Annotated in this window: 21 protein-coding genes and 2 pseudogenes; 6 read left to right on the top strand and 17 right to left on the bottom strand. The window is 58.4% G+C overall.

Translation table 11 applies throughout. The features are described from left to right. Positions 1-22: 22 nt before the first annotated feature. Entirely contained in the window at positions 23-1,525 is a 1,503-nt protein-coding gene (gene glpK, locus CS390_RS19180) for a glycerol kinase GlpK (RefSeq protein ID WP_065759324.1), read from the bottom strand. 66 nt (positions 1,526-1,591) lie between these two features. Beyond that, complete coding sequence (locus tag CS390_RS19175) at positions 1,592-2,443, bottom strand: MIP/aquaporin family protein (protein ID WP_065759323.1); 852 nt, start codon at positions 2,441-2,443, stop codon at positions 1,592-1,594. Positions 2,444-2,757: 314 nt separating this feature from the next. Here CS390_RS19175 and ybaK point away from each other — a divergent pair, with 314 nt between their 5' ends. Further along, on the top strand, positions 2,758-3,228 hold the full coding sequence (gene ybaK / locus CS390_RS19170; protein WP_099775619.1) for a Cys-tRNA(Pro) deacylase: 471 nt from the start codon (positions 2,758-2,760) through the stop codon (positions 3,226-3,228). Positions 3,229-3,283: 55 nt separating this feature from the next. Here ybaK and CS390_RS19165 read toward each other — a convergent pair whose 3' ends face one another. Together CS390_RS19165 and argF are read right to left on the bottom strand one after the other, a co-directional pair. Next, positions 3,284-4,393 (bottom strand): ABC transporter ATP-binding protein, encoded by a 1,110-nt coding sequence (locus CS390_RS19165; RefSeq protein WP_099775618.1) that lies wholly within the window; start codon positions 4,391-4,393, stop codon positions 3,284-3,286. After that, positions 4,390-5,310: an ornithine carbamoyltransferase gene (gene argF, locus CS390_RS19160; RefSeq protein WP_065759320.1), complete on the bottom strand. Its 921-nt coding sequence runs from the start codon at positions 5,308-5,310 to the stop codon at positions 4,390-4,392. The genes CS390_RS19165 and argF overlap by 4 nt, the downstream gene beginning before the upstream one ends. 481 nt (positions 5,311-5,791) lie before the next feature. Here argF and grxD point away from each other — a divergent pair, with 481 nt between their 5' ends. After that, the gene (gene grxD / locus CS390_RS19155; protein ID WP_065759319.1) at positions 5,792-6,127 is read left to right on the top strand and encodes a Grx4 family monothiol glutaredoxin; all 336 of its coding nucleotides are present in this window, start codon (positions 5,792-5,794) and stop codon (positions 6,125-6,127) included. Positions 6,128-6,191: 64 nt separating this feature from the next. On the opposite strand, the gene bfr is transcribed toward grxD, so the two are convergent. Next, a complete protein-coding gene (bfr, locus tag CS390_RS19150; protein WP_065759318.1) occupies positions 6,192-6,662 on the bottom strand; it encodes a bacterioferritin in 471 nt (156 codons plus the stop codon). A 198-nt stretch (positions 6,663-6,860) separates the two neighbouring features. Continuing rightward, positions 6,861-7,079 carry a bacterioferritin-associated ferredoxin gene (locus CS390_RS19145; RefSeq protein WP_065759317.1) on the bottom strand — a complete coding sequence of 73 codons (219 nt, stop codon included), beginning with the start codon at positions 7,077-7,079 and terminating at the stop codon, positions 6,861-6,863. 235 nt (positions 7,080-7,314) lie between these two features. On the opposite strand from CS390_RS19145, the gene CS390_RS19140 reads away from it, so the two are divergent. Then, entirely contained in the window at positions 7,315-7,917 is a 603-nt protein-coding gene (locus CS390_RS19140; RefSeq protein WP_065759316.1) for a peroxiredoxin, read from the top strand. A 59-nt stretch (positions 7,918-7,976) separates the two neighbouring features. Here the strand turns inward: CS390_RS19140 and rnt are convergent, their stop codons facing one another. Further along, positions 7,977-8,648 carry a ribonuclease T gene (gene rnt / locus CS390_RS19135; RefSeq protein ID WP_099775617.1) on the bottom strand — a complete coding sequence of 224 codons (672 nt, stop codon included), beginning with the start codon at positions 8,646-8,648 and terminating at the stop codon, positions 7,977-7,979. Continuing rightward, entirely contained in the window at positions 8,645-9,691 is a 1,047-nt protein-coding gene (gene pyrC / locus CS390_RS19130; RefSeq protein ID WP_099775616.1) for a dihydroorotase, read from the bottom strand. The genes rnt and pyrC overlap by 4 nt, the downstream gene beginning before the upstream one ends. Positions 9,692-9,822: 131 nt before the next feature. Here pyrC and CS390_RS19125 point away from each other — a divergent pair, with 131 nt between their 5' ends. Together CS390_RS19125 and CS390_RS19120 are read left to right on the top strand one after the other, a co-directional pair. Then, a complete protein-coding gene (locus tag CS390_RS19125; protein WP_099776764.1) occupies positions 9,823-10,803 on the top strand; it encodes an OmpA family protein in 981 nt (326 codons plus the stop codon). A gap of 135 nt (positions 10,804-10,938) precedes the next feature. Further along, positions 10,939-12,156 (top strand): argininosuccinate synthase, encoded by a 1,218-nt coding sequence (locus CS390_RS19120; protein ID WP_065761933.1) that lies wholly within the window; start codon positions 10,939-10,941, stop codon positions 12,154-12,156. 492 nt (positions 12,157-12,648) lie between these two features. On the opposite strand, the pseudogene CS390_RS19115 reads toward CS390_RS19120, so the two are convergent. After that, positions 12,649-12,903 (bottom strand): annotated as a pseudogene (locus tag CS390_RS19115) (hypothetical protein); the annotation flags it as partial. 451 nt (positions 12,904-13,354) lie between these two features. Here CS390_RS19115 and CS390_RS19110 point away from each other — a divergent pair. Then, on the top strand, positions 13,355-13,981 hold the full coding sequence (locus CS390_RS19110) for a response regulator transcription factor (protein WP_065760458.1): 627 nt from the start codon (positions 13,355-13,357) through the stop codon (positions 13,979-13,981). A gap of 82 nt (positions 13,982-14,063) precedes the next feature. Here CS390_RS19110 and CS390_RS19105 read toward each other — a convergent pair whose 3' ends face one another. From CS390_RS19105 to metG, 8 genes and pseudogenes are all read right to left on the bottom strand, one after another. Then, positions 14,064-14,246, bottom strand: a complete 183-nt coding sequence (locus CS390_RS19105) for a PA3496 family putative envelope integrity protein (protein WP_065760457.1) — start codon at positions 14,244-14,246, stop codon at positions 14,064-14,066. A 105-nt stretch (positions 14,247-14,351) separates the two neighbouring features. Next, complete coding sequence (nth, locus tag CS390_RS19100; protein WP_099775615.1) at positions 14,352-14,990, bottom strand: endonuclease III; 639 nt, start codon at positions 14,988-14,990, stop codon at positions 14,352-14,354. 3 nt (positions 14,991-14,993) lie between these two features. Then, positions 14,994-15,512 (bottom strand): Rnf-Nqr domain containing protein, encoded by a 519-nt coding sequence (locus CS390_RS19095; protein ID WP_099775614.1) that lies wholly within the window; start codon positions 15,510-15,512, stop codon positions 14,994-14,996. Next, the gene (locus CS390_RS19090) at positions 15,505-16,122 is read right to left on the bottom strand and encodes an RnfABCDGE type electron transport complex subunit G (RefSeq protein WP_099775613.1); all 618 of its coding nucleotides are present in this window, start codon (positions 16,120-16,122) and stop codon (positions 15,505-15,507) included. The genes CS390_RS19095 and CS390_RS19090 overlap by 8 nt, the downstream gene beginning before the upstream one ends. Next, positions 16,119-17,105: an RnfABCDGE type electron transport complex subunit D gene (locus tag CS390_RS19085; protein ID WP_099775612.1), complete on the bottom strand. Its 987-nt coding sequence runs from the start codon at positions 17,103-17,105 to the stop codon at positions 16,119-16,121. Before CS390_RS19085 ends, CS390_RS19090 begins: the two co-directional genes overlap by 4 nt. A 10-nt stretch (positions 17,106-17,115) precedes the next feature. Next, a pseudogene (gene rsxB, locus CS390_RS19080) lies at positions 17,116-17,940 on the bottom strand (electron transport complex subunit RsxB); the annotation flags it as partial. Further along, on the bottom strand, positions 17,937-18,521 hold the full coding sequence (locus tag CS390_RS19075) for an Rnf-Nqr domain containing protein (protein WP_099775610.1): 585 nt from the start codon (positions 18,519-18,521) through the stop codon (positions 17,937-17,939). The pseudogene rsxB and the gene CS390_RS19075, both read right to left, overlap by 4 nt. Positions 18,522-18,614: 93 nt before the next feature. Next, the gene (metG, locus tag CS390_RS19070; protein ID WP_099775609.1) at positions 18,615-20,654 is read right to left on the bottom strand and encodes a methionine--tRNA ligase; all 2,040 of its coding nucleotides are present in this window, start codon (positions 20,652-20,654) and stop codon (positions 18,615-18,617) included. Positions 20,655-20,757: the final 103 nt, after the last annotated feature.

Genomic DNA, 20,757 nt, shown 5'->3' with positions numbered 1-20,757 from the left:
TTCAAGGGGCACTGCGGTGGTTTCAGTTCTCGTCGTGCGGTTCCCAGTCACGGGTGCGGTCTACGGCTTTCAGCCAGCCGGCATACAGTTTTTCTTTCTGCACTTCATCCAGTTGCGGGGTGAACGTGCGTTCGATGATCGCTTTGCCGCGCAGTTCGTCCAGGCTACTCCAGAAGCCGCATGCCAGGCCGGCGAGGTAAGCAGCACCGAGGGCGGTGGTTTCGCGCATCTGTGGGCGTTCAACGCAGGTGCCAAGAATATCGGCCTGGAATTGCATCAGGAAGTTGTTGGCGACTGCACCGCCATCGACGCGAAGGGCGCTCAGGCGTTCGCCGCAATCCTGTTGCATGGCGTCGAGTACGTCCCGGGTCTGGTAGGCAATCGACTCCAGGGCCGCTCGGATAATGTGGTCAACCTTGACCCCTCGGGTCAGGCCGAACAGCGCGCCGCGGGCATAGGGGTCCCAGTAAGGTGCGCCAAGGCCGGTGAACGCTGGTACCAGGTAGACCCCGTTGCTGTCCTTGACCTTGCTGGCGAAGTACTCGGTGTCGTGGGCGTCATTGATGATTTTCAGTTCGTCACGCAGCCACTGTACGGTGGAGCCACCGTTGAATACGGCGCCTTCCAGGGCGTAAGCCACTTCGCCGCGAGGGCCGCAGGCGATGGTGGTGAGCAGGCCGTGAGACGACGTGACGGCCTTTGTTCCGGTGTTCATCAGCAGGAAGCAGCCGGTGCCATAGGTGTTTTTTGCCTGCCCGGCGTCCACGCACATCTGGCCGAACAGTGCGGCTTGCTGGTCGCCGGCGATGCCCGCAATGGCGATACCGCTTTTGGTGTGCCCGTATACCTCGGAGGAGGCGCGAACCTCAGGCAGCATTTGGCGAGGAATGCCCAGGACTTGCAGCATCTTCTCGTCCCACGCCAGGGTGTGGATGTTGAAGAGCAGGGTGCGCGAGGCGTTGGTGTAGTCGGTGACGTGAACCTTGCCGCCGGAGAACTTCCAGATCAGCCAGGTATCGATTGTGCCGAACAATAGGTCGCCTTTTTCGGCGCGCTCGCGGGCACCCTCGACATTGTCGAGGATCCATTTGAGCTTGGTGCCGGAAAAGTAGGGGTCGGTCACCAGGCCTGTGGTTTCGCGAATGTAGTCCTGCAGGCCATCGCGCTTGAGCTGTTCGCAAATTTCGGTGCTGCGTCGGCACTGCCAGACGATGGCGTTGTAGATCGGTCGACCGGTTTCCTTGTCCCAGACCACGGTGGTTTCGCGCTGGTTGGTGATGCCGATGGCCGCCACTTGATCATGGCTCAGGCCTGCCTGGGCCAGCGCTTCGACCATGGTTGCGCTCTGGGTGGCGAAGATCTCCATGGGATCGTGCTCGACCCAGCCAGCCTGGGGGTAGTGCTGTGCGAACTCGCGCTGCGAGGTGCCGACCACGTTGGCGTCCCGGTCGAAAATGATGGCCCGCGAACTGGTCGTGCCCTGGTCCAGGGCAATGATGTAGTTCTTGTTATGGGTGTCTGTCATGTCGTTGGCCTTGCACTAAATAAGGTGGAGTCAGGGCAGGGCGGGCGTTGGCCCGCTGGTCCGGCATCAGGATGCCTGGGTCTTGCCCTGAGGGTTGTCGTCGGTCTGGACGGTCATGTTCGCTGCAGAGGGCAGGTTGCGGGCGAACACGCCGCGGTACAGGGCGGCACCAAGGCTTGCCCCTATGATCGGCGCAATTACCGGGATCAGAAAATAGGGCACCTCACGGCCACCGGTGAAGGCGATGGGTCCCCAGCCCGTAAGGTAGGTCATCAGTTTAGGCCCGAAATCGCGTGCGGGGTTCATCGCAAAACCGGTCAGCGGGCCCATGGCGCTGCCGATCACTGCGATCAGCAGGCCGATCAGCACGGGTGCCAGCGCGCCGCGTGGCAAGCCGTTGTTGTCGTCGGTAAGGGCCATGATCACCGCCATCAGGATGGCGGTAATGATCACCTCAACCAGGAAAGCCTGGCCGGTAGAGAGCGCCGGGTGCGGATAGGTCGAGAACACGGCGGCCAGCTCAAGGCTGCCTTGGGTGCCGCGCAGCATCTGATGGGTTTGTTCGTAATCGAAGAACAGCGTGCTGTAGAGCGTGTACACCAGCGCAGCGCCGCAGAAAGCACCGGCGATCTGGGCGACGATGTAGAACGCCAGTTTGTGTTTTTCAAAACCTGCGAACAGGCACAGGGCAATGCTGACCGCAGGGTTGAGGTGAGCGCCGGAGATGCCGGCGGTCAGGTAGATCGCCATGCTCACGCCAACGCCCCAGATGATGCTGATCTCCCACAATCCGAAGCTGGCGCCGGCGACCTTGAGCGCTGCAACGCATCCCGTGCCAAAAAATATGAACAAGGCTGTTCCCAGGAACTCGGCCATGCACTGGCTGGAAAGTGTCGGTTGTTGCTGGGCAATGGTCATTCGTTACCTCGGTTCTTGTTGTTGTGAGGCGCTTTGGCGCTCGACATGCTCCGGCAGAAATTCCCCAATTTCTGCTGGAAGGGGCTTTGGGGGTGTTGGCTTATATTCAAAATCGAAAAAATATAGACAAGAAACGCTTATGTCAAAGGTCGAAAGTGAACGGCCATTCACAATCTGACTATTGGTTTGCAGGATGGTGCTGGACGCTGCAAGGGCTGTGCTTGGACGTGATGTAGCCCCCTGTGTAGCTGCTCTGTGGGTTTTGTCCTAAAGTAGCCGACGAAATTTGTCTTTACGGCCTGCCAGGAGTCCGCATGACCCCCGCTCTCGATCTATTGAAAAAGGTTCGTGCCGAACATCGCGTACACAGTTACGAACATGACCCCAAAGCGGCTTCTTATGGGCTGGAGGCTGCGGAGAAGTTGGGGCTGGAGCCCGCGCGGGTGTTCAAGACGCTATTGGCCTGCAGTGAAAAGGGCGAGTTGCTGGTGGCGGTGGTGCCGGTGGCAGGTTCCCTGGACCTCAAGGCCTTGGCCCATGCTGCCGGGGTGAAGAAGTGCGAGATGGCCGACCCCGCGGCCGCTCAGCGTGCCACGGGTTATCTGTTGGGGGGCATCAGCCCGCTGGGGCAGAAGAAGCGCTTGCGCGCGTTCATTGATCAATCTGCACAGCCGCTGCCGACGATTTTTGTCAGTGCCGGGCGGCGTGGCCTTGAGGTTGAGTTGGCGGCTGACGTATTGGCGACCCACACGCAGGCAAGCTTTGCCGAGATCGCCCGCGACTGATAGCAGCTGTGTGGATCGATAAGGCGTGTGGGGCGGGCAAGCCCGCCCCTGGCTATCAAGCGGCCGGGCTGTAACGACGCACGCCGTTGTCGCCTGGCTGGAGTTGTGCGGCAACGCTGCCGGGTGCCGGAAACAGTACCAGGTGGTCTGCCGCAACCACGATACCGACTTCGCTGCCAGGCAAATGGTCGATGTGGCTGGGGAATATCGCTTCGAGCTGGCTGCCGGTTGCCAGTTGCAGGCGATACAGCGTGGACGCGCCGAGGAAGCTCTTGCCGACAATGCGTGCCTTGAGCTCGCTGTCAGGTGCATAGACGATATCGTCTGGCCGCAGCAGTACATCCACTGCGCTGCCAATGGCCATGGTGTAGGCGCGATTTCCGCAGAGCTCGCCGAGTTCAGTCTGTACCGACTCCGGGCTGGTCAGTTGACCGCGAATGAAGTAGCCCTGGCCAATGAAGCTGGCCACGAAGGGGGTCAGGGGCTCATGGTACAGGTTGTAGGGCGTATCCCACTGTTCCAGTCGACCTTCCTTGAACACACCGACATGGTCGCTGACCGCAAAGGCTTCTTCCTGATCGTGGGTAACCAGGATCGCGCTGGTACCACGGCTCTTTAGAATGTCACGCACTTCATGGCTGAGGCGTCGGCGCAGTTCGACATCAAGGTTCGAGAACGGCTCGTCAAGCAGCAGCAGTTGTGGCTCGGGCGCCAAGGCGCGGGCCAGGGCAACCCGTTGCTGTTGGCCACCAGAAAGCTCATGAGGGTAGCGTTGGCCAAGGCCGCCGAGCTTGACCAGTTCGAGCATTTCCTCGACCACGTGTTGCTGTTGTGGGTGTTTGCCAATGCCAAATGCGATGTTCTGCGCCACGGTGAGGTGAGGGAACAGAGCATAGTCCTGGAACACCATGCCGATTCGGCGTTTTTCTGGCGCGAGGGTGAACCCTGCTTTGGAGATGACTTCGCCGGCCAGCTGTATCTCGCCCTCATGCACGGGCTCAAAGCCGGCAATGGCGCGTAGCGTGGTGGTTTTCCCGCACCCGGAAGAGCCGAGCAAACAACCGATATCGCCAGCGTTCAGGTGCAGGTTGAGGTTCTGGACAACGCGCTGGCCTTGGTACCCACAGGCCAGGTTGCGAAGGTTGAGCAGTAAAGGTTGACTCATGCGTGGTGGTAAGCCGGTTCAACAAGGAATTCAAGAAGCGCCTTCTGTGCGTGCAGACGGTTTTCCGCCTGGTCCCAGGCGACCGAGCGTGGGTCGTCGAGAAGGTCCATGCTGATTTCCTCGCCGCGGTGAGCGGGCAGGCAATGCATGAACAACACATCGGGGGCAGCGAGGTCGAGCAGCTCGCGCGTTACCTGGTAAGGTGCGAACGTCTTCAGACGCCGTGCAGTTTCCTCCTCCTGCCCCATGGAAGTCCAGACATCGGTGCTCACCAGATGGGCGCCCCGCACAGCCTCCTTCGGATCACGGACGATGGTGACGCGGTCTCCGGCCTGGGCGACGAATTGAGGGTTCGGCTCGTAGTCTTCCGGGCAGGCGATGCGCAATTGGAAGTCGAACTGGATGGCGGCTTCTATATAGCTGTTGCACATGTTGTTGCCGTCGCCGATCCAGGCCACGGTTTTGCCCTGGATCGAGCCGCGGTGTTCGAGGAATGTCTGCATGTCGGCCAGCAGTTGGCAAGGGTGCAGGTCATCGGACAGGCCGTTGATCACCGGTACCCGCGAATTGGCGGCGAACTCGGTCAGCGTGCTGTGGGCGAAGGTACGGATCATCACCGCATCCAGCATGCGCGACATGACGATGGCGCAGTCGCTGATCGGCTCACCGCGACCCAGCTGGGTGTCGCGTGGCGAGAGGAAGATGGCCTGGCCGCCGAGCTGGATCATGCCAGCCTCGAATGACAGGCGGGTGCGGGTCGAAGACTTCTCGAAGATCATCCCCAGTACGCGGTTCTTCAGGGGTTCGAACAACACGCCTCGGTTACGCAGGTCCTTCAGCTCGATGCCACGACGGAGCACACCGAGCAGTTCGTCGGGGGTGCAGTCCATCAGGGAGAGAAAGTGCCTTGCGTTCATCATTGACTACCTTTTTGCAACAGACCGCAGATCATCTAAAGCCGGTTTTTGGAAAAACGGGTGAGACCTGCGGCGAAAGCCGCACGTGGCGACGAAATTAGGGGGAGACGCAATACTATAATTAAATGTCGCGTCTTACCAAGAGGGGCTGCAACATCGGCACTGCCGAATCTGCGATAACCCAATGGGGAACAGCTTTTTTGTGTACGCCACAAGGTTTTACACTGCCTGCCAGCGGCTTGGCAAACGCTGCTCACGCTGTTGAGTGCATAACCGCACCGGCTAGCTGCTCATTCGCATATCCGGCGCAAGGTATCTGCTCACTCAAGCGTGGCCCTCCGGACGGCTCCAGTTGCGCTAAATTTGCCCCAGGACGGTGGGCTAAGGGGGATGTTGGCAAGGCCGAGCGCCACGCTCGGCTTTCCGATACAATGCGTCACCGTGCCGACAACCGCGTCGGAAAGTTCAGCCGAGGTGCTCCATGGATATCATCGAAACAATCAAAGAGCAGATTGCCAACAACACCATTCTGCTTTACATGAAAGGCTCGCCCAATGCCCCGCAGTGCGGCTTCTCCGCCAAAGCGGCGCAAGCTGTAATGGGTTGCGGCGAGAAGTTCGCTTACGTGGACATCCTGCAAAATCCGGAAATTCGCGCCAACCTGCCGAAGTACGCCAACTGGCCAACCTTCCCACAATTGTGGGTGGCCGGTGAGCTGGTCGGCGGCAGTGACATCATGACCGAGATGTTTGCCAACGGCGAACTGCAGACGCTGATCAAGGAAGCGGCTGCCAAGGCCAAGGCTGCCGAAGCCTGATTCTTGTCAGCCAACAAAAAGCCCCGCATTGCGGGGCTTTTTGTTGGCTGCAAGAAAGACGGGCTTACTCGCCCATCTGCGACTGCAGGTAGTTTTCCAGGCCGACCTTGTCGATCAGGCTCAGTTGGGTTTCCAGCCAGTCGATGTGCTCTTCCTCGGCTTCGAGGATGTCTTCCAGCAGCTCGCGGCTACCGAAGTCGCCAACCGTTTCACAGTGGGCAATCGCGGCCTTGAGATCGGCTAGACCTGTCTGCTCGATTTTCAGGTCGCACTGGAGCATTTCCTTGGTGTGCTCACCAATGAACAGTTTGCCAAGGTCCTGCACGTTCGGGATGCCTTCGAGGAACAGAATCCGCTTGATCAGTTTGTCAGCGTGTTTCATTTCATCGATGGATTCTTTGTACTCGTGCTTGCCGAGCTTATCCAGGCCCCAGTCTTCATACATACGGGCATGCAGGAAGTATTGGTTGATTGCGACCAGCTCGTTTCCGAGGATCTTGTTGAGATGCTGGATGACGCTAACGTCGCCTTTCATGATGGGGTCCTGCCCTGTAGGTGTGCACAATGGTCTGGAGTGTGGGCCGGACAACTTTTGCTGTCAAACCTAAGTTCTTGAATAATAAATAGAAACTAATAGGAATAAGAATGTTTTTGTTCCGCGTCTTAGTCCTAAGCACTTGAATTGCAGGCATAAAAAAACCGGACGCTGGGTCCGGTTCTTGGAAAGTCTGAATTATGCTGCAGTAAATTCTACTGGATAAGGCAGTGCAGCCTGGCTCACTTGCAGCTCGGTCAGGGTTTCGCGTACGACTTGTTTAGCCAGGCAGGCGCATTTGCCGCACTGAGTGCCCACATTGGTGGCTTCGCGTACGTCACGGTAGCTACAGCAGCCGTCGTAGATTGCATCGCGGATCTGTCCGTCGGTAACACCAACACAAAGACACACATACATAGAGGAGACCATCGTGGCTAAAGGCTCAATGCGGAGGATCTTAATGTTAATGATAATGCTTGTCAAATCACTTTGTTGAGCGGTCCCGTTCGCCGCGACGGACGGCAGCCTGGTCAGTGACCGCCCTTAAATTCGGCGGTACACGTTGGGCGGTGTATGATGGTCAGTCCATGCGATGCCAGGTGGGCCATGTGCCCTGCTGTGTATACCATTCCACTACATCAGGAGATATCGAATGAGCGTGCTCGTAGGCAAAAAAGCCCCGGATTTCACGGTTCCAGCCGTACTCGGCAATGGCGAGATCGTCGACAGCTTCAACCTGGCTTCGGCCATCAAGGGCAAGTACGGCCTGGTGTTCTTCTACCCACTGGACTTCACTTTCGTCTGCCCGTCCGAGCTGATCGCCCTGGACCACCGTATTCCTGACTTCCAGGCGCGTAACGTCGAAGTCATCGGTGTTTCGATCGACTCGCATTTCACCCACAATGCTTGGCGTAATACCCCCGTCAACAACGGCGGTATCGGCCCGGTCAAATACACCCTGGCCGCTGACATCTCCCACGAGATCTGCAAGGCCTATGACGTTGAGTCCGAAGGCGGCGTAGCCTTCCGTGGCGCGTTCCTGATCGACACCAACGGTGTGGTCCGTTCGCAAATCGTCAACGACCTGCCGCTGGGCCGTAACATGGACGAGCTGCTGCGTCTGGTCGACGCCCTGCAATTCCACGAAGAGCACGGCGAAGTCTGCCCTGCCAACTGGAAAAAAGGCGACAAGGGCATGACCGCTTCGCCAGAAGGCGTTGCTGCTTACCTGAGCGAAAATGCTGGCAAGCTGTAAGCACCACGCATAAAAAAACCGGCCCCAGTGGCCGGTTTTTTTATGCGTGGCTGTCGACTTCAGTCGTCGAAGTCTTGCCAGCCGCCCATTTGTTTCCAGCGGTTGACGATACCGCAGAACAGCTCGGCGGTTTTTTCGGTGTCATAGCGAGCCGAATGTGCTTCACGTCCGTCAAAGTCGATGTCGGCACTTTGACAGGCCCTGGCCAGTACGGTCTGGCCATAGGCCAGGCCCGCCAGGGTAGCCGTGTCGAAACTGGAGAACGGATGAAACGGGTTGCGCTTCATATCGTTCCGGGCTACCGCGGCATTGAGGAAGCCCAGGTCGAAACTGCTGTTGTGGCCGACCAGAATTGCCCGCTTGCAGCCATTGGCCTTCAAGGCCTTGCGCACACCACGGAAAATGTCGGTTAGCGCGGCCTCCTCGCTAACGGCCATGCGTAGCGGATGGTCCAGCTTGATGCCGGTGAACTCCAGTGCGGCCTGTTCAATATTGGCACCTTCAAACGGTTCGACACGGAAGAAATAGGTGTGCTCGGGGAACAGGAAACCTTTCTCATCCATGCCGATGGTCACGGCGGCAATTTCCAGCAAGGCGTCGGTTGCGCAGTTGAAACCGCCCGTCTCGACATCCACAACTACTGGCAGGTAACCACGAAAGCGTTCGGCCATGGGGTGACGCGGGCCGCCGCTATGACCTTCCTGGTCGAGGTCGAAGTGATCATCACTCACGCATTTGTCTCCAGCAGGCGCCAGCGCAGTTGTTCACCGGCGCGCAGCGGTACCACGGTGTGCTCGCCGAATGGCAGGCTATCCGGGGCGGTCCAGCTTTCGCGGACCAGGGTAATAGTGTCGGTATTGGTCGGCAGGCCGTAGAACGCAGGGCCATGCAGGCTGGCGAAACCTTCGAGTTTGTCCAGCGCATTGCGCTGCTCGAATGCTTCGGCATACAGCTCGATAGCGGCGTAGGCGGTGTAGCAGCCGGCACAACCGCAGGCGGCTTCCTTGGCGTGACGGGCATGCGGCGCCGAGTCGGTGCCCAGGAAGAACTTGCTGTTGCCGCTGGTAGCGGCATCGAGCAGGGCGACCTGGTGCGTATTGCGCTTGAGGATCGGCAGGCAGTAGTAGTGCGGGCGAATGCCACCGACCAGCATGTGGTTGCGGTTGTACAGCAGGTGCTGAGCAGTAATGGTTGCCCCGACGTTGGCCGGTGCTTCTGTCACGAACTGCACGGCATCGGCCGTTGTAATGTGTTCGAAGACCACTTTAAGCGTCGGGAAACGCTCGACTACGCGGCGCATGTGTTCGTCGATGAACTGCTTCTCGCGGTCGAAGACGTCGACCTCGCTACGCGTTACTTCACCGTGGACCAGTAGCGGCATGCCGACTTCAGCCATGGCCTCGAGCACCGGGAAGATGTTGTCGATGCTGGTGACACCCGAGTCCGAGTTGGTGGTCGCACCCGCTGGATAAAGCTTGGCGGCGTGGACGAAACCGCTGGCTTTGGCCGCGCGGATTTCCTCGGGTTGGGTACGGTCGGTGAGGTACAGGACCATCAACGGCTCGAAGCGGCTACCAGCCGGACGGGCCGCGAGGATACGCTCGCGATAGGCGCCGGCTTCGGCGGCGTTGCGCACTGGTGGTACCAGGTTTGGCATGATGATCGCGCGGGCAAAGGTGCGCGCCACATCGCCAACGGTGTGGGGCAGGACGGCACCATCACGAAGATGGATATGCCAGTCGTCAGGACGCAGGAGGGTCAGGCGGTCGGACATTGGGGATTCCAGGCGGGTCGAACTCAAGGTGAATGCTACCGGAAAAGCCGGGTCCGAGCACTCGCTATCAAGTTTTGCCAGGGCCTACCGATACCTTGCAGGTATGCCGTGAAAAATTTGTGGAGCCGCCCGTGCGCCAGCATTATCTAGCCCTGCTCAGCATGTTTGCCAGCCTGCCTGCCATGGCACTTACTTTCCAGACGCGTCTGGAAAGCGTCGAGTGGAAGGTCGAGGGTGATCAGTTCGAGTGCCGATTGATTCAGCCGATTGCCAATTTTGGCTCCGGTGAGTTCGTGCGTCGCGCGGGCGAACAGCCGACCTTCCAGTTGCGTTCGAACAGCAATGTACTGGGGACAGGTTCGGCAACCTTGCTGGCCGCCGCCGCGCCCTGGCAGCCAGGGCGTGGCGATATCAACCTGGGCACTGTGCGCATGGCCCGTAATGGTGTGCTGTTCAACAGCACGCAAGGCCAGGCCAGCCGTTTGATCAATGGCCTGCTGGACGGCCGCAGTACCGTGGTCCGCAATTATGCGGGTGAGGCGGGGCGGGCGATGGAAGTGCGCGTGTTGCCAGTCAAGTTTGGCCAGGCCTACGGTGACTACCAGGTCTGTGCGGCCAAGTTGTTGCCGATGAACTACGACCAGGTGCGTCAGACCCGGGTCGACTTCCCGGGTGGCGGTATCGACCTGGATGCCAATGCCCAAGCGCGACTGGACATCATCCTCGACTTCCTCAAGGCTGATCCGACGGTCAATCATATTGAGCTTGATGGCCATTCGGACAACAGTGGCAATCGCCTGACCAACCGTGACCTGTCACGTCGGCGTGCGCTGGCCGTCATGGATTACTTTAAAAGCCACGGTATTGCAGAAGAGCAGATCACGCTGCGTTTCCATGGTGAGCGGTATCCACTTGCACCGAACAACAGCCCGGCCAACCGCTCGCGCAATCGCCGCGTGAACATTCAGTTGGACCGAGTGGCGCCCGTTGAAAAGCCGGTAGAAGCCGCCAGCGAAAAACCGCTTGGCAAGGCACCAGATGCGGCGTCGACAGCACCAGGCCAAGTGCCTGCAGCCAACACATCTGTTACCAAGCCGGCCGTTAAGTCCTGAGGTTGAGGGGCGACCGTCCGTCGCGCCCTCGACCGTTCCTGTCGCTTTGTCGTCACAAGCTGTCGCCCCACTGTAAATGTTGCGGTAAGACCGGTAGAATCATCGGTTTTCCGTACAACCCCGTGGAGTGATGGCATGGCGGACGTAAAAAAGGTCGTACTGGCGTATTCCGGCGGCCTTGATACTTCGGTAATTCTCAAGTGGCTGCAAGATACCTATAACTGCGAAGTGGTGACCTTCACCGCCGACCTGGGGCAGGGCGAGGAGGTCGAACCGGCCCGCGCCAAGGCTCAGGCCATGGGTGTCAAAGAAATCTACATCGACGACCTGCGCGAAGAGTTTGTGCGTGACTTCGTGTTCCCGATGTTCCGCGCCAACACCGTTTACGAAGGTGAGTACCTGCTGGGTACCTCCATCGCTCGTCCGCTGATTGCCAAGCGTCTGATCGAAATCGCCAACGAAACCGGCGCCGATGCCATTTCTCATGGCGCGACCGGCAAGGGCAACGACCAGGTACGTTTCGAGCTGGGTGCCTACGCGCTCAAGCCAGGCGTGAAGGTTATTGCGCCATGGCGCGAGTGGGATCTGCTCTCGCGTGAAAAGCTGATGGACTATGCCGAGAAGCACGCGATTCCAATCGAGCGTCACGGCAAGAAGAAGTCGCCGTACTCGATGGACGCCAACCTGCTGCATATCTCCTATGAGGGCGGTGTGCTTGAGGATACCTGGACCGAGCACGAAGAAGACATGTGGCGTTGGACCAAGTCGCCGGAAAACGCGCCGGACGTACCGACCTACATCGAACTGACCTACCGCAACGGTGACATCGTTGCTATCGACGGCGTGGAAATGACCCCCGCTACCGTGCTGGCAACCCTCAACCGCATCGGCGGCGAGAACGGCATCGGGCGTCTGGATATCGTCGAAAACCGCTATGTCGGCATGAAGTCTCGTGGGTGCTACGAAACCCCGGGCGGCACCATCATGCTGCGTGCACACCGCGCCATCGAGTCGATCACCCTCGACCGTGAAGTCGCTCACTTGAAAGATGAGCTGATGCCGAAGTACGCCAGCCTGATCTACACCGGTTACTGGTGGAGCCCAGAGCGTCTGATGCTGCAGCAAATGATCGACGCTTCGCAGGTGAACGTGAACGGTGTTGTACGTCTGAAGCTGTACAAGGGCAACGTGATCGTGACAGGTCGCAAGTCTGATGACTCGCTGTTCGACGCCAACATTGCTACCTTCGAGGAAGATGGCGGTGCTTACAACCAGGCCGATGCAGCGGGCTTCATCAAGCTGAACGCCTTGCGCATGCGCATTGCCGCAAACAAGGGTCGTTCGCTGATTTAAGCGCTCTCCTCGTTTGAAAAAAACCCGGCCTTGGCCGGGTTTTTTTATTCATCGTTTTTATTACTGTGGGTCTGTACATGGCCATGCCTTATGGGGTGTGGAGGACATGGGTTTATTGGTAATCGTCGTTTGAATACCAGCATCCATATTGTAAAAAACCAACGACTCTCCACTTCCGTTACTGGGTGAAAGTCGTGATTGCTTCAGCGCGCTTAATACATGATGTTCAATAAACTGATTCGCGCCGCTGCCGGATAGAAAGATGCTGGATGGGGGGGTGTTGTCGGGTAAAACCGGGCTGTTCGGCGTGTTTATCATGAGTTCTAATTGTGCGAGTTTTTCGCACAGCTCATTGAGTTTCTCATGAAGTGTGTCATTGGGATCATCTTGACACTGTTCGCGTTTTACCGTGCTCGTCGTTGAATATTCAACTGCACTTGAAGAGTGCTCGGCTATGGGCTCTTCATTGCTGTTTTTTTCTTGGGTCAAGCAGTTCGATGCCGCTGTTTCCTGTGCGTGCTCTGTGGGTGATTCAGTATTGTCAGGGACATACAGTGATCGTGTGTTGAAATTTAATGTAAGAAAGAAAAGCAGTGTCAGGAAGGGCGGAAACCCTACAAGAAACCACGTGTAAATTTCTTGGCTGTCTTCACCGAGAAATGGCAGGGAGGCCAGCGCAGAGGCCTCAATGATTCCGGCGAAGATGGCGATGATGGTCAACGGGCTTTTGGGTTCGGCGTTGCTCATAATTCAGTACCTTCTGCTCATTTTGGCGGAGATGCATGACGGGCCGCCATGCTCAGAAGGATCGCTCGAATAGTCCGTACAGGTGGGTAATTATGTGTTGTTTCAAGCAATCCGTAAGGCTGCTGTATGGGGTGATTTTTAAAGAGGACTACGAACTTCTATTAATCTAATGGCACTATGGGAAATTTCCTTCAACGATTGTGGCGTCGCTTCATAGGTTGTGACTTTGAATGATGATAGTGTTGTTTTACAGCGGATTTTACTTGCGTTTTCTTTGGCGGGTGCTGCTGTTTTCTGAGTTTGGCATTAATAAAATTTGTAGGAATTGTCCTATGATTTTGTAGGCCGTGTCTTTGAGTGTAAGTGCTTGGCGGGAGCAGAATGCAATATTTCGAATGAATGGGATATTGTGCGAGCTTAAAAGCCGAACAGCAAAAATTTGGATTTGCCCATGAATAAAGTGCTGATCGTGGATGATCATCCAGTCATTCGTTTGGCTGTACGCATGCTGATGGAACGGCATGGTTACGAAGTCATTGCGGAGACGGATAATGGTGTAGATGCACTGCAACTTGCCCGGGAATATCTTCCCGACATTGTTATTCTGGATATTGGAATCCCTAAACTCGACGGGCTTGAGGTCATTACCCGCTTGGCCTCTACAGGGGAGGCGTTGAAGGTGCTGGTGCTGACATCCCAGGCGCCGGGGCATTTTTCAATGCGTTGCATGCAGGCGGGGGCTGCCGGTTATGTTTGCAAGCAACAGGATTTGACCGAGCTCCTCAGCGCAATCAAGGCTGTGCTGTCGGGCTACAGCTACTTTCCCAATCAGGCGTTGCATTCGGTTCGTTCCAATCTGGGAGGGGCCAGTGAAGCGGAGATGGTCGAACGCCTCTCGGGTCGGGAAATGATGGTGCTGCAACAATTGGCGCGCGGCAAAAGCAACAAGGAAATCGCCGATAGCATGTTCCTCAGCAACAAGACGGTCAGTACCTACAAGACGCGTTTGCTGCTGAAACTCAACGCCCGCTCCCTGGTCGATCTGATTGAGCTCGCTCAACGTAACGATCTGGTATGAAATGACGTTCAAAATAGCTTCCCGACCAGGAGGCTTTTTGATAACCCACTACTCGCCGCCCTGTTGATTGGGCGGCTGTTCGTTAAAGATCGAAGTCGTAGTCCGCCAACTGTTTCTGCAAACGGCGCTCTTCCAGCAGGTTGTCAATGGTGCGGCGTTTACTCAGATTGGTTTTTGCCGTCTCTACCGGAACATCCGCGACAGGCGAATCTTCGCTGGCAGTAAAGTCGTCATCCAGATCCAGGTCTTCTTTATCGGTGCTCATAAGTCACTCCACGGCAAGAGGGCCATTGGCGCACCTTATAACGAGATTCTCAGGTCCGGTAAAAAAGATTTTTTCAATCGGCTAATCAGCTTTTTCGCTATTTGCTCAATCGTCTGAAGTCTTGTGCTTGTAATCACACAGGTCTTCGATCCGGCAACTGCCGCAACGTGGCTTGCGCGCCTGGCACACATAGCGACCATGCAGGATCAGCCAGTGGTGGGCGTCCAGCAGGTAAGCCTTGGGTACAAACTTCAGCAGCCCCTTTTCAACCTCTAGAACGTTCTTGCCGGGGGCTATACCCGTGCGGTTGCTGACACGGAAAATATGGGTGTCGACAGCCATTGCGGGTTGTCGGAAGGCGGTGTTGAGCACCACGTTAGCGGTTTTTCGACCCACCCCAGGCAGTTCCTCAAGGGCTTCACGGTTATCCGGCACCTGACTGCCATGCTTTTCCACCAGTAATCGGCAGGTTTCGATAACGTTTTTCGCTTTGCTGTTGTACAGGCCAATGGTCTTGATGTACTCCGACAGCCCCTCGACGCCTAGTGCGTATATTGCCTCTGGAGTATTGGCCACCGGGAACAGGCGTGCAGTGGCCTTATTGACCCCAACGTCGGTAGCCTGTGCGGACAGGATGACCGCAATCAGCAGCTCGAAGGGCGATGTGTAGGCAAGCTCGGTCTTCGGTTCCGGATTGTCTTCATGCAGCCTGCGAAATATTTCCAGGCGTTTTGTAGCATTCATGGGTCAGCGAATTCCTTGGCAGCTAGAGGGCGCACGTCGGCGCCAGGTCCTATTGTACAGGGCGAGCAACAGGCCAAGAAGGAACAGGGCCCCAGGGGTGAGATGGGCCAGGCGCATACCGCTGCCTATCAGCTCACGAGCCACACCCAGGCTGATACAGAGTGCAGCGAACCCTAGTAACAGGCTCAGCGGGGGGCGCCAGCTTTTGGCGTGTACCAGCGCATGCTCGAACAGCACGCACTGCAGCGCGATCAGTGCGGTGTAAAGGCCCAGGCTCTGGTAAAGCACCAAGGCGTAGGCGCGTAGGCTCAGTTCCAGGCAGGTGACGATTGTCGCAGCCAAAAGCATGCTGGCGACTTCTGCACCGATACCCGTCAGTAGCCGCCTCAGGGGCGTCATACCGAGGCGATGCAACAATATTGCCAGTAGGCTGAGCGCTGCTATCGAAGCGCCCTGCAGGAGTGTTTGCGTGGCGCCCAGCAGCGGTGCCAGGCTTAGGCCGGCAAGCCAGTGTCTATTCATCGGCTGCCCCTCCGAGTAGGTCTTTGGCATGCTCGTCGAAGTAGCGCAGGGCGTCATGTAGCGCCTGGATCACGGCGCGAGAGGTCACACTTGCGCCGGCCAGTTGGTCGAACTGGCCATTATCGCGTTTCAGTGCCCAGGCGGCATCGGGCGTAGTTGTGAGCCCATGGCCGATGAAGTGCTGCAGCCAGGTGTTGCCGGGTTCTACAAGCTGTGCGCCAAGACCCGGGGTCTCCTGTTGTTGCAGGACTTTCAGGCCCATTAGCCGGCCGCTGGGATCTATGGCAATCAGTATGTCCAGCGCGCCGCCGTAGCCCTGCGTACGACTATGCAGTACCACGGCGCTCGGCTGTCCGCCAAGTAGCGCACGGTAGCCTGCGCGCAGTGTGCTATGCGCCAGGCGGGTATCACTCAGGCGGATGGGGTGTTGCAGGGGGCTATTGTCATAGGCGTCAGCGGGCAGCACGCTTAGCCATGTCTGTGCCTTGAGTTGTTCCTGTGCGACCCTGATCGGCGCGGCAGCGTAGTGATGCCAGGCCATGCTGACCGCGACTGCCAGTAACGCAAGAGCGGCCAGCAGCATGCGGCTGCGCAGACCTGTACGGTTCATGTTGCCTCCCGTTCCCAGCGGTCGGCCCAACGTTCCAGGGCTGGCACCGCAAGGTTCATCAGCAGCACTGCGAACGCTATGCCGTCGGGGTAGCTGCCCCACGTTCTGATCAGGTAGATCAATGCCCCGACTCCTGCGCCAAACAGCAGGCGGGCCTTGGGGCTCCTGGGGCCGGACACCGGTTCTGTGACAATGAAGAACGCCGCGAACAGGGTTGAGCCGGATAACAGGTGCAGCAGTGGCGAGCCGTGGGAGTCGGAGCCCGAACCGTTCCAGCAGAACAAGCTGATGATAAACAGACTGCTCAGCAGCCCTACGGGCGCATGCCAGCTGAATACCTTGCGCTGGAGCAGGAACACGCCGCCCAGCAAGAAGCCAAGGCTGGCCCACTCGGTGCCTTTACCGCCGAAATGGCCAAATCCGGGGTGCTGGGCGAACAACTCATCCATGGTCAGGCTTCTGTTGTTGCGCAAGCCATCCAGTACGGTGGCCTGTACCCAGGCGTCGGGTTGAGTGCTGCTGGCAATACCAAACACCTGGTGCAGGCTGCTGCCAAGGTCCAGCGGTTGGGGGGCAGGCCACTGGGTCATCGCAATCGGGAACGACAGCAAGACCAGGGCATAGCCAAGCATGGCGGGATTGAATGGATTCTTGCCCACACCGCCGTACAGGTGTTTGCCTATCGCAATCGCGCTACTGGCGGCGATCAGCGGCAACCACCAGGGCGCATAGGCGGGCAGTGCAATGGCCAGCAATGTCGCGGTGACCAGGGCGCTGCCGTCGCTTAACGCGACCCGAACAGGGCGCTGCATCAGCATGAGCAAGCCAGCCTCGGTTGCCAGCGCTCCGACGCTGGTCAGCAGCAGGTTGAGCAGCAAGCCCCAGCCGTGCAACCAGAGCAACGCCAGAAGCCCTGGGGCGCAGGCCAGCAGCACCAGCCCCATGGTGGAGCGCAGACGCTCGCTGACATCAGCCGCGGCCATGCTCGCTCACTGCCTGGAGCGATTCAAGGTGCGCTTGCGCAGCCTGAGATTCGCGCTCCAGTTCCAGTAATTGGGCATGCTGGGCGTCGCTCGGGGTTTCACCGAACGCCGTACGGGCCTTGTTCAGCTGGGCGCGACTCATGGCTGCGGCGATCTTCGCCTGCTTCAGGGCCGCATCGGCTGCGGCGATCTTTTGAGCCTTGACGCGTTCGATAGCTGCCTTGATTGGGTCATCGGTTGCCGTTTCGGTCGTGGCATTGGCCGCTGGGCGTTGGCTGCGGGCAAGGCGTTCGGCTTGTTTACGAGCCTCGTCACGCTGCAGGCGTGCATTGCGCTGTTCGTAACGTTGCCTGGAGTGGTCACGCTTGGCGGTTCGTGCAGCCCGTTGCTCGGCATCGGTTGCCAGCCCGCCAACGATGGGGATGATTGCGCTGTTCGCCGGTAAGGGCAGCAAGTCGATGCAGTCGACCGGACAGGGCGCAACACACAGGTCGCAGCCGGTGCATTCGGTGCTGATGACCGTGTGCATCAGTTTGGCTGCGCCGACAATCGCATCCACCGGGCAGGCCTGGATGCATTTGGTGCAGCCGATACATTCCGCTTCCCTGATGTAGGCGACCTGAGCCGGTGCACTGCCGCGCTCGGGGTCCAGCGCCAGAATCGGTACGTCAAGCAGCTCGGCCAGGGCGGCGATCGTTTCGTCGCCGCCTGGCGGGCATTTGTTGATGGCCTCACCCTTGGCCAGGCCTTCTGCGTATGGGCGGCATCCGCCGTGGCCGCATTTGCCGCATTGGGTCTGTGGCAGCAGGGCGTCGATGCGTTGAATCAGACTCATGATGTAAACAATCCGTTGAGGCCGAGAAAGGCCATGGCCATGATACCGGCGCCAATCAGCTCCAGTGGCAGGCCGCGAAAGGACTCGGGTATGGCGTCGTTGTCGAGGGTACGCTGTCTAAGGTCGTCGAGCAGTATCAGTACCAGCCAAAAGCCCAGGCCGCTGCCTATGCTCAAGGCTATGACCTGCAGCACGTCGAGTTCAGGGCTACTGGCGGTGAGGCTCAGCGCCAGCACGCCGGCATTGCCAAGCAGCAGAGGCTTCAGACCCGTCTGCGGCAGTTGGGGCTGCCAGCGACTGACAAGGGTAAGCAGTGGCGTGATCAGTACGATGCACAATGGCAGGAACACGAACAGGCGCAGATAGTCCAGCTGCAAGGGCAGGAGCAGGTAGCGATAGAGGAGCTGACCGATCAGGGTGCTGCTCAGCATCAGCAGGCCGGTGGTCAATCCCAGTGCATGGATCTTGTGTCGGTCTGCAGCGCCATCAATACGCAGGGCGGGATCAAGGGCCAACCCCTGGTGCAGGACGATGTTGTTGATCAATGCAGCGCCGATGAGCGTAACGATCAGTTCTGTCATTGGAGGGCCGAAAAATCAGGGCTGTCAGCCATTATCCGGCAACGACGAAGGGAAGAGAACGCCCCGGCCTGAGATGACCGGGGCGGATGTCACTTATTTGATGCGTTGACCCGGTTTTGCACCGCTGTCCGGGCTCAACAGGTAGATCTCTTCACCGCCAGGGCCGGCAGCCATTACCATGCCTTCGGAGATGCCGAAGCGCATTTTGCGTGGTTTCAGGTTGGCGATCATCATGGTCAGCCGACCTTCCAGCTTGGCCGGGTCCGGGTAGGCCGACTTGATGCCGGAGAACACGTTGCGCTGTTCGTCACCGATGTCCAAGGTCAGGCGCAGCAGTTTGTCGGCACCTTCCACTGCTTCAGCCTTGAGGATCAAGGCAACACGCAGGTCGACCGCCGCAAAGGCGTCGAAGTCGATCTCCGGCGACAGTGGATCCTTGGCCAACTCGCCGTTGCCAGTTGCTACGCTGGTCTGGGTCGCTTCCAGGTCTTCTTTGCTGGCAGCCGTCATGGCCTCGACCTTGAGCGGGTCGATACGGCTCATCAGGGCCTTGAACGGGTTCAACTTATGGTTGACGAGGCGGGTCTGATGGTCGGCCCAGGTCAGCGGGGCAACGTTCAGGAACGCTTCGGCATCGGCGGCCAATACTGGCAGCACCGGCTTGAGGAAAATTACCAGTTGGCGGAACAGGTTAACGCCTTGGGCGCAGATCGCCTGGACTTCTTCCTGCTTGCCTTCCTGCTTGGCCAGTGACCAAGGTGCCTTGTCGGCAATCCAGGCGTTTGCGCGGTCGGCCAGGGCCATGATCTCGCGCATGGCGCGGGCGAAATCGCGGTTCTCGTAGGCTTCGGCAATGCCGGGTGCGGCGGCCAGGAAGGCTTCGGTCAGTTCCGGTGCTGCGTCGCCATCGACCATCACACCGTCGTTGCCCTTGTGGATGAAACCGGCGCAACGGCTGGCAATGTTCACCACCTTGCCAACCAGGTCGGAGTTGACCTTCTGTACGAAATCTTCGAGGTTCAGGTCGAGGTCGTCCACGCCGCGGCTGAGTTTGGCGGCGTAGTAGTAGCGCAGGTATTCCGGCGACAGGTGATCCAGGTAGGTGCGGGCCTTGATGAAGGTGCCGCGCGACTTGGACATTTTCTGGCCGTTGACCGTCAGGTAGCCGTGGACGTTGATGCCGGTAGGCTTGCGATAGCCGGCACCTTCGAGCATGGCAGGCCAGAACAGGGCGTGGAAGTTGACGATGTCCTTGCCGATGAAGTGGTACAGCTCGGCTTTCGAGTCCTTGTTCCAGAACGCGTCGAAGTCGAGCTCCGGGCGGCGTTCGCAGAGGTTCTTGAAGCTGGCCATGTAACCGATCGGCGCGTCCAGCCAGACGTAGAAGTATTTGCCTGGCTCGTCCGGGATTTCGAAGCCGAAGTACGGTGCGTCACGGGAGATGTCCCACTCCTGCAGGCCGGCATCGAGCCATTCGGCGATCTTGTTGGCTACCGCGTCCTGAAGGGTGCCGCTGCGGGTCCAGCTCTGCAGCATGGCCTGGAAGTCTGGCAGCTTGAAGAAAAAGTGCTGGGAGTCTTTCAGTACCGGTGTGGCGCCGGAGATTGCCGACTTGGGGTTCTTCAGTTCGGTTGGTGCGTAGGTGGCACCGCATTTCTCGCAGTTGTCACCGTACTGGTCTTCTGCCGCGCATTTCGGGCAGGTGCCCTTGATGAAGCGGTCGGCCAGGAACATTTTCTTGTCCGGGTCGAAATACTGGGTGATCGAGCGGGTTGCGATGTGCCCGGCTTCGCGCAACTTCAGGTAGATATGGCTCGACAGCGCCCGGTTCTCTTCGGCATGGGTCGAGTGGAAGTTGTCGAAGTCCACCAGGAAGTCAGCAAAGTCGCTGCTGTGCTCAGCTTGCACGCCGGCAATCAGTTGCTCGGGAGTGATGCCTTCTTTTTCGGCGCGCAGCATGATTGCCGAGCCGTGGGCATCGTCAGCGCAGACATAGATGCACTGGTTACCGCGAAGCTTCTGGAAACGCACCCACATGTCGGTCTGGATGTATTCGAGCATGTGGCCAAGGTGGATGGAACCGTTGGCATAGGGGAGGGCGCTGGTGACTAGAATCTGGCGTGGCTCGGACATGGGGGCTCGGCTACTTTCGGCTACAAGAGATGAAACGGAGATCGGTCACTATAAAACGCCGGGAAATATATTTCACCCCGTGCACGTATCTGGGCGTGTTTCA

Source organism: Pseudomonas sp. HLS-6 (genome assembly GCF_002753995.1).
GTDB lineage: Bacteria > Pseudomonadota > Gammaproteobacteria > Pseudomonadales > Pseudomonadaceae > Aquipseudomonas > Aquipseudomonas defluvii.
Note: the sequence above shows the minus strand (reverse complement) of the source record. Positions and strands in the feature narration are given on the sequence as shown.

Coding starts and splice junctions, on each gene's coding strand:
- CS390_RS19110 (WP_065760458.1), top strand. CDS start 13,355: ATGAATAAAGTGCTGATCGTGGATGATCATCCAGTCATTCGTTTGGCT.
- CS390_RS19095 (WP_099775614.1), bottom strand. CDS start 15,512: ATGAATAGACACTGGCTTGCCGGCCTAAGCCTGGCACCGCTGCTGGGC.
- CS390_RS19140 (WP_065759316.1), top strand. CDS start 7,315: ATGAGCGTGCTCGTAGGCAAAAAAGCCCCGGATTTCACGGTTCCAGCC.
- pyrC (WP_099775616.1), bottom strand. CDS start 9,691: ATGTCCGACCGCCTGACCCTCCTGCGTCCTGACGACTGGCATATCCAT.
- argF (WP_065759320.1), bottom strand. CDS start 5,310: ATGAACGCAAGGCACTTTCTCTCCCTGATGGACTGCACCCCCGACGAA.
- CS390_RS19105 (WP_065760457.1), bottom strand. CDS start 14,246: ATGAGCACCGATAAAGAAGACCTGGATCTGGATGACGACTTTACTGCC.
- glpK (WP_065759324.1), bottom strand. CDS start 1,525: ATGACAGACACCCATAACAAGAACTACATCATTGCCCTGGACCAGGGC.
- CS390_RS19120 (WP_065761933.1), top strand. CDS start 10,939: ATGGCGGACGTAAAAAAGGTCGTACTGGCGTATTCCGGCGGCCTTGAT.
- CS390_RS19085 (WP_099775612.1), bottom strand. CDS start 17,105: ATGGCCGCGGCTGATGTCAGCGAGCGTCTGCGCTCCACCATGGGGCTG.
- grxD (WP_065759319.1), top strand. CDS start 5,792: ATGGATATCATCGAAACAATCAAAGAGCAGATTGCCAACAACACCATT.
- CS390_RS19175 (WP_065759323.1), bottom strand. CDS start 2,443: ATGACCATTGCCCAGCAACAACCGACACTTTCCAGCCAGTGCATGGCC.
- CS390_RS19075 (WP_099775610.1), bottom strand. CDS start 18,521: ATGACAGAACTGATCGTTACGCTCATCGGCGCTGCATTGATCAACAAC.
- ybaK (WP_099775619.1), top strand. CDS start 2,758: ATGACCCCCGCTCTCGATCTATTGAAAAAGGTTCGTGCCGAACATCGC.
- bfr (WP_065759318.1), bottom strand. CDS start 6,662: ATGAAAGGCGACGTTAGCGTCATCCAGCATCTCAACAAGATCCTCGGA.
- nth (WP_099775615.1), bottom strand. CDS start 14,990: ATGAATGCTACAAAACGCCTGGAAATATTTCGCAGGCTGCATGAAGAC.
- CS390_RS19145 (WP_065759317.1), bottom strand. CDS start 7,079: ATGTATGTGTGTCTTTGTGTTGGTGTTACCGACGGACAGATCCGCGAT.
- CS390_RS19090 (WP_099775613.1), bottom strand. CDS start 16,122: ATGAACCGTACAGGTCTGCGCAGCCGCATGCTGCTGGCCGCTCTTGCG.
- CS390_RS19165 (WP_099775618.1), bottom strand. CDS start 4,393: ATGAGTCAACCTTTACTGCTCAACCTTCGCAACCTGGCCTGTGGGTAC.
- metG (WP_099775609.1), bottom strand. CDS start 20,654: ATGTCCGAGCCACGCCAGATTCTAGTCACCAGCGCCCTCCCCTATGCC.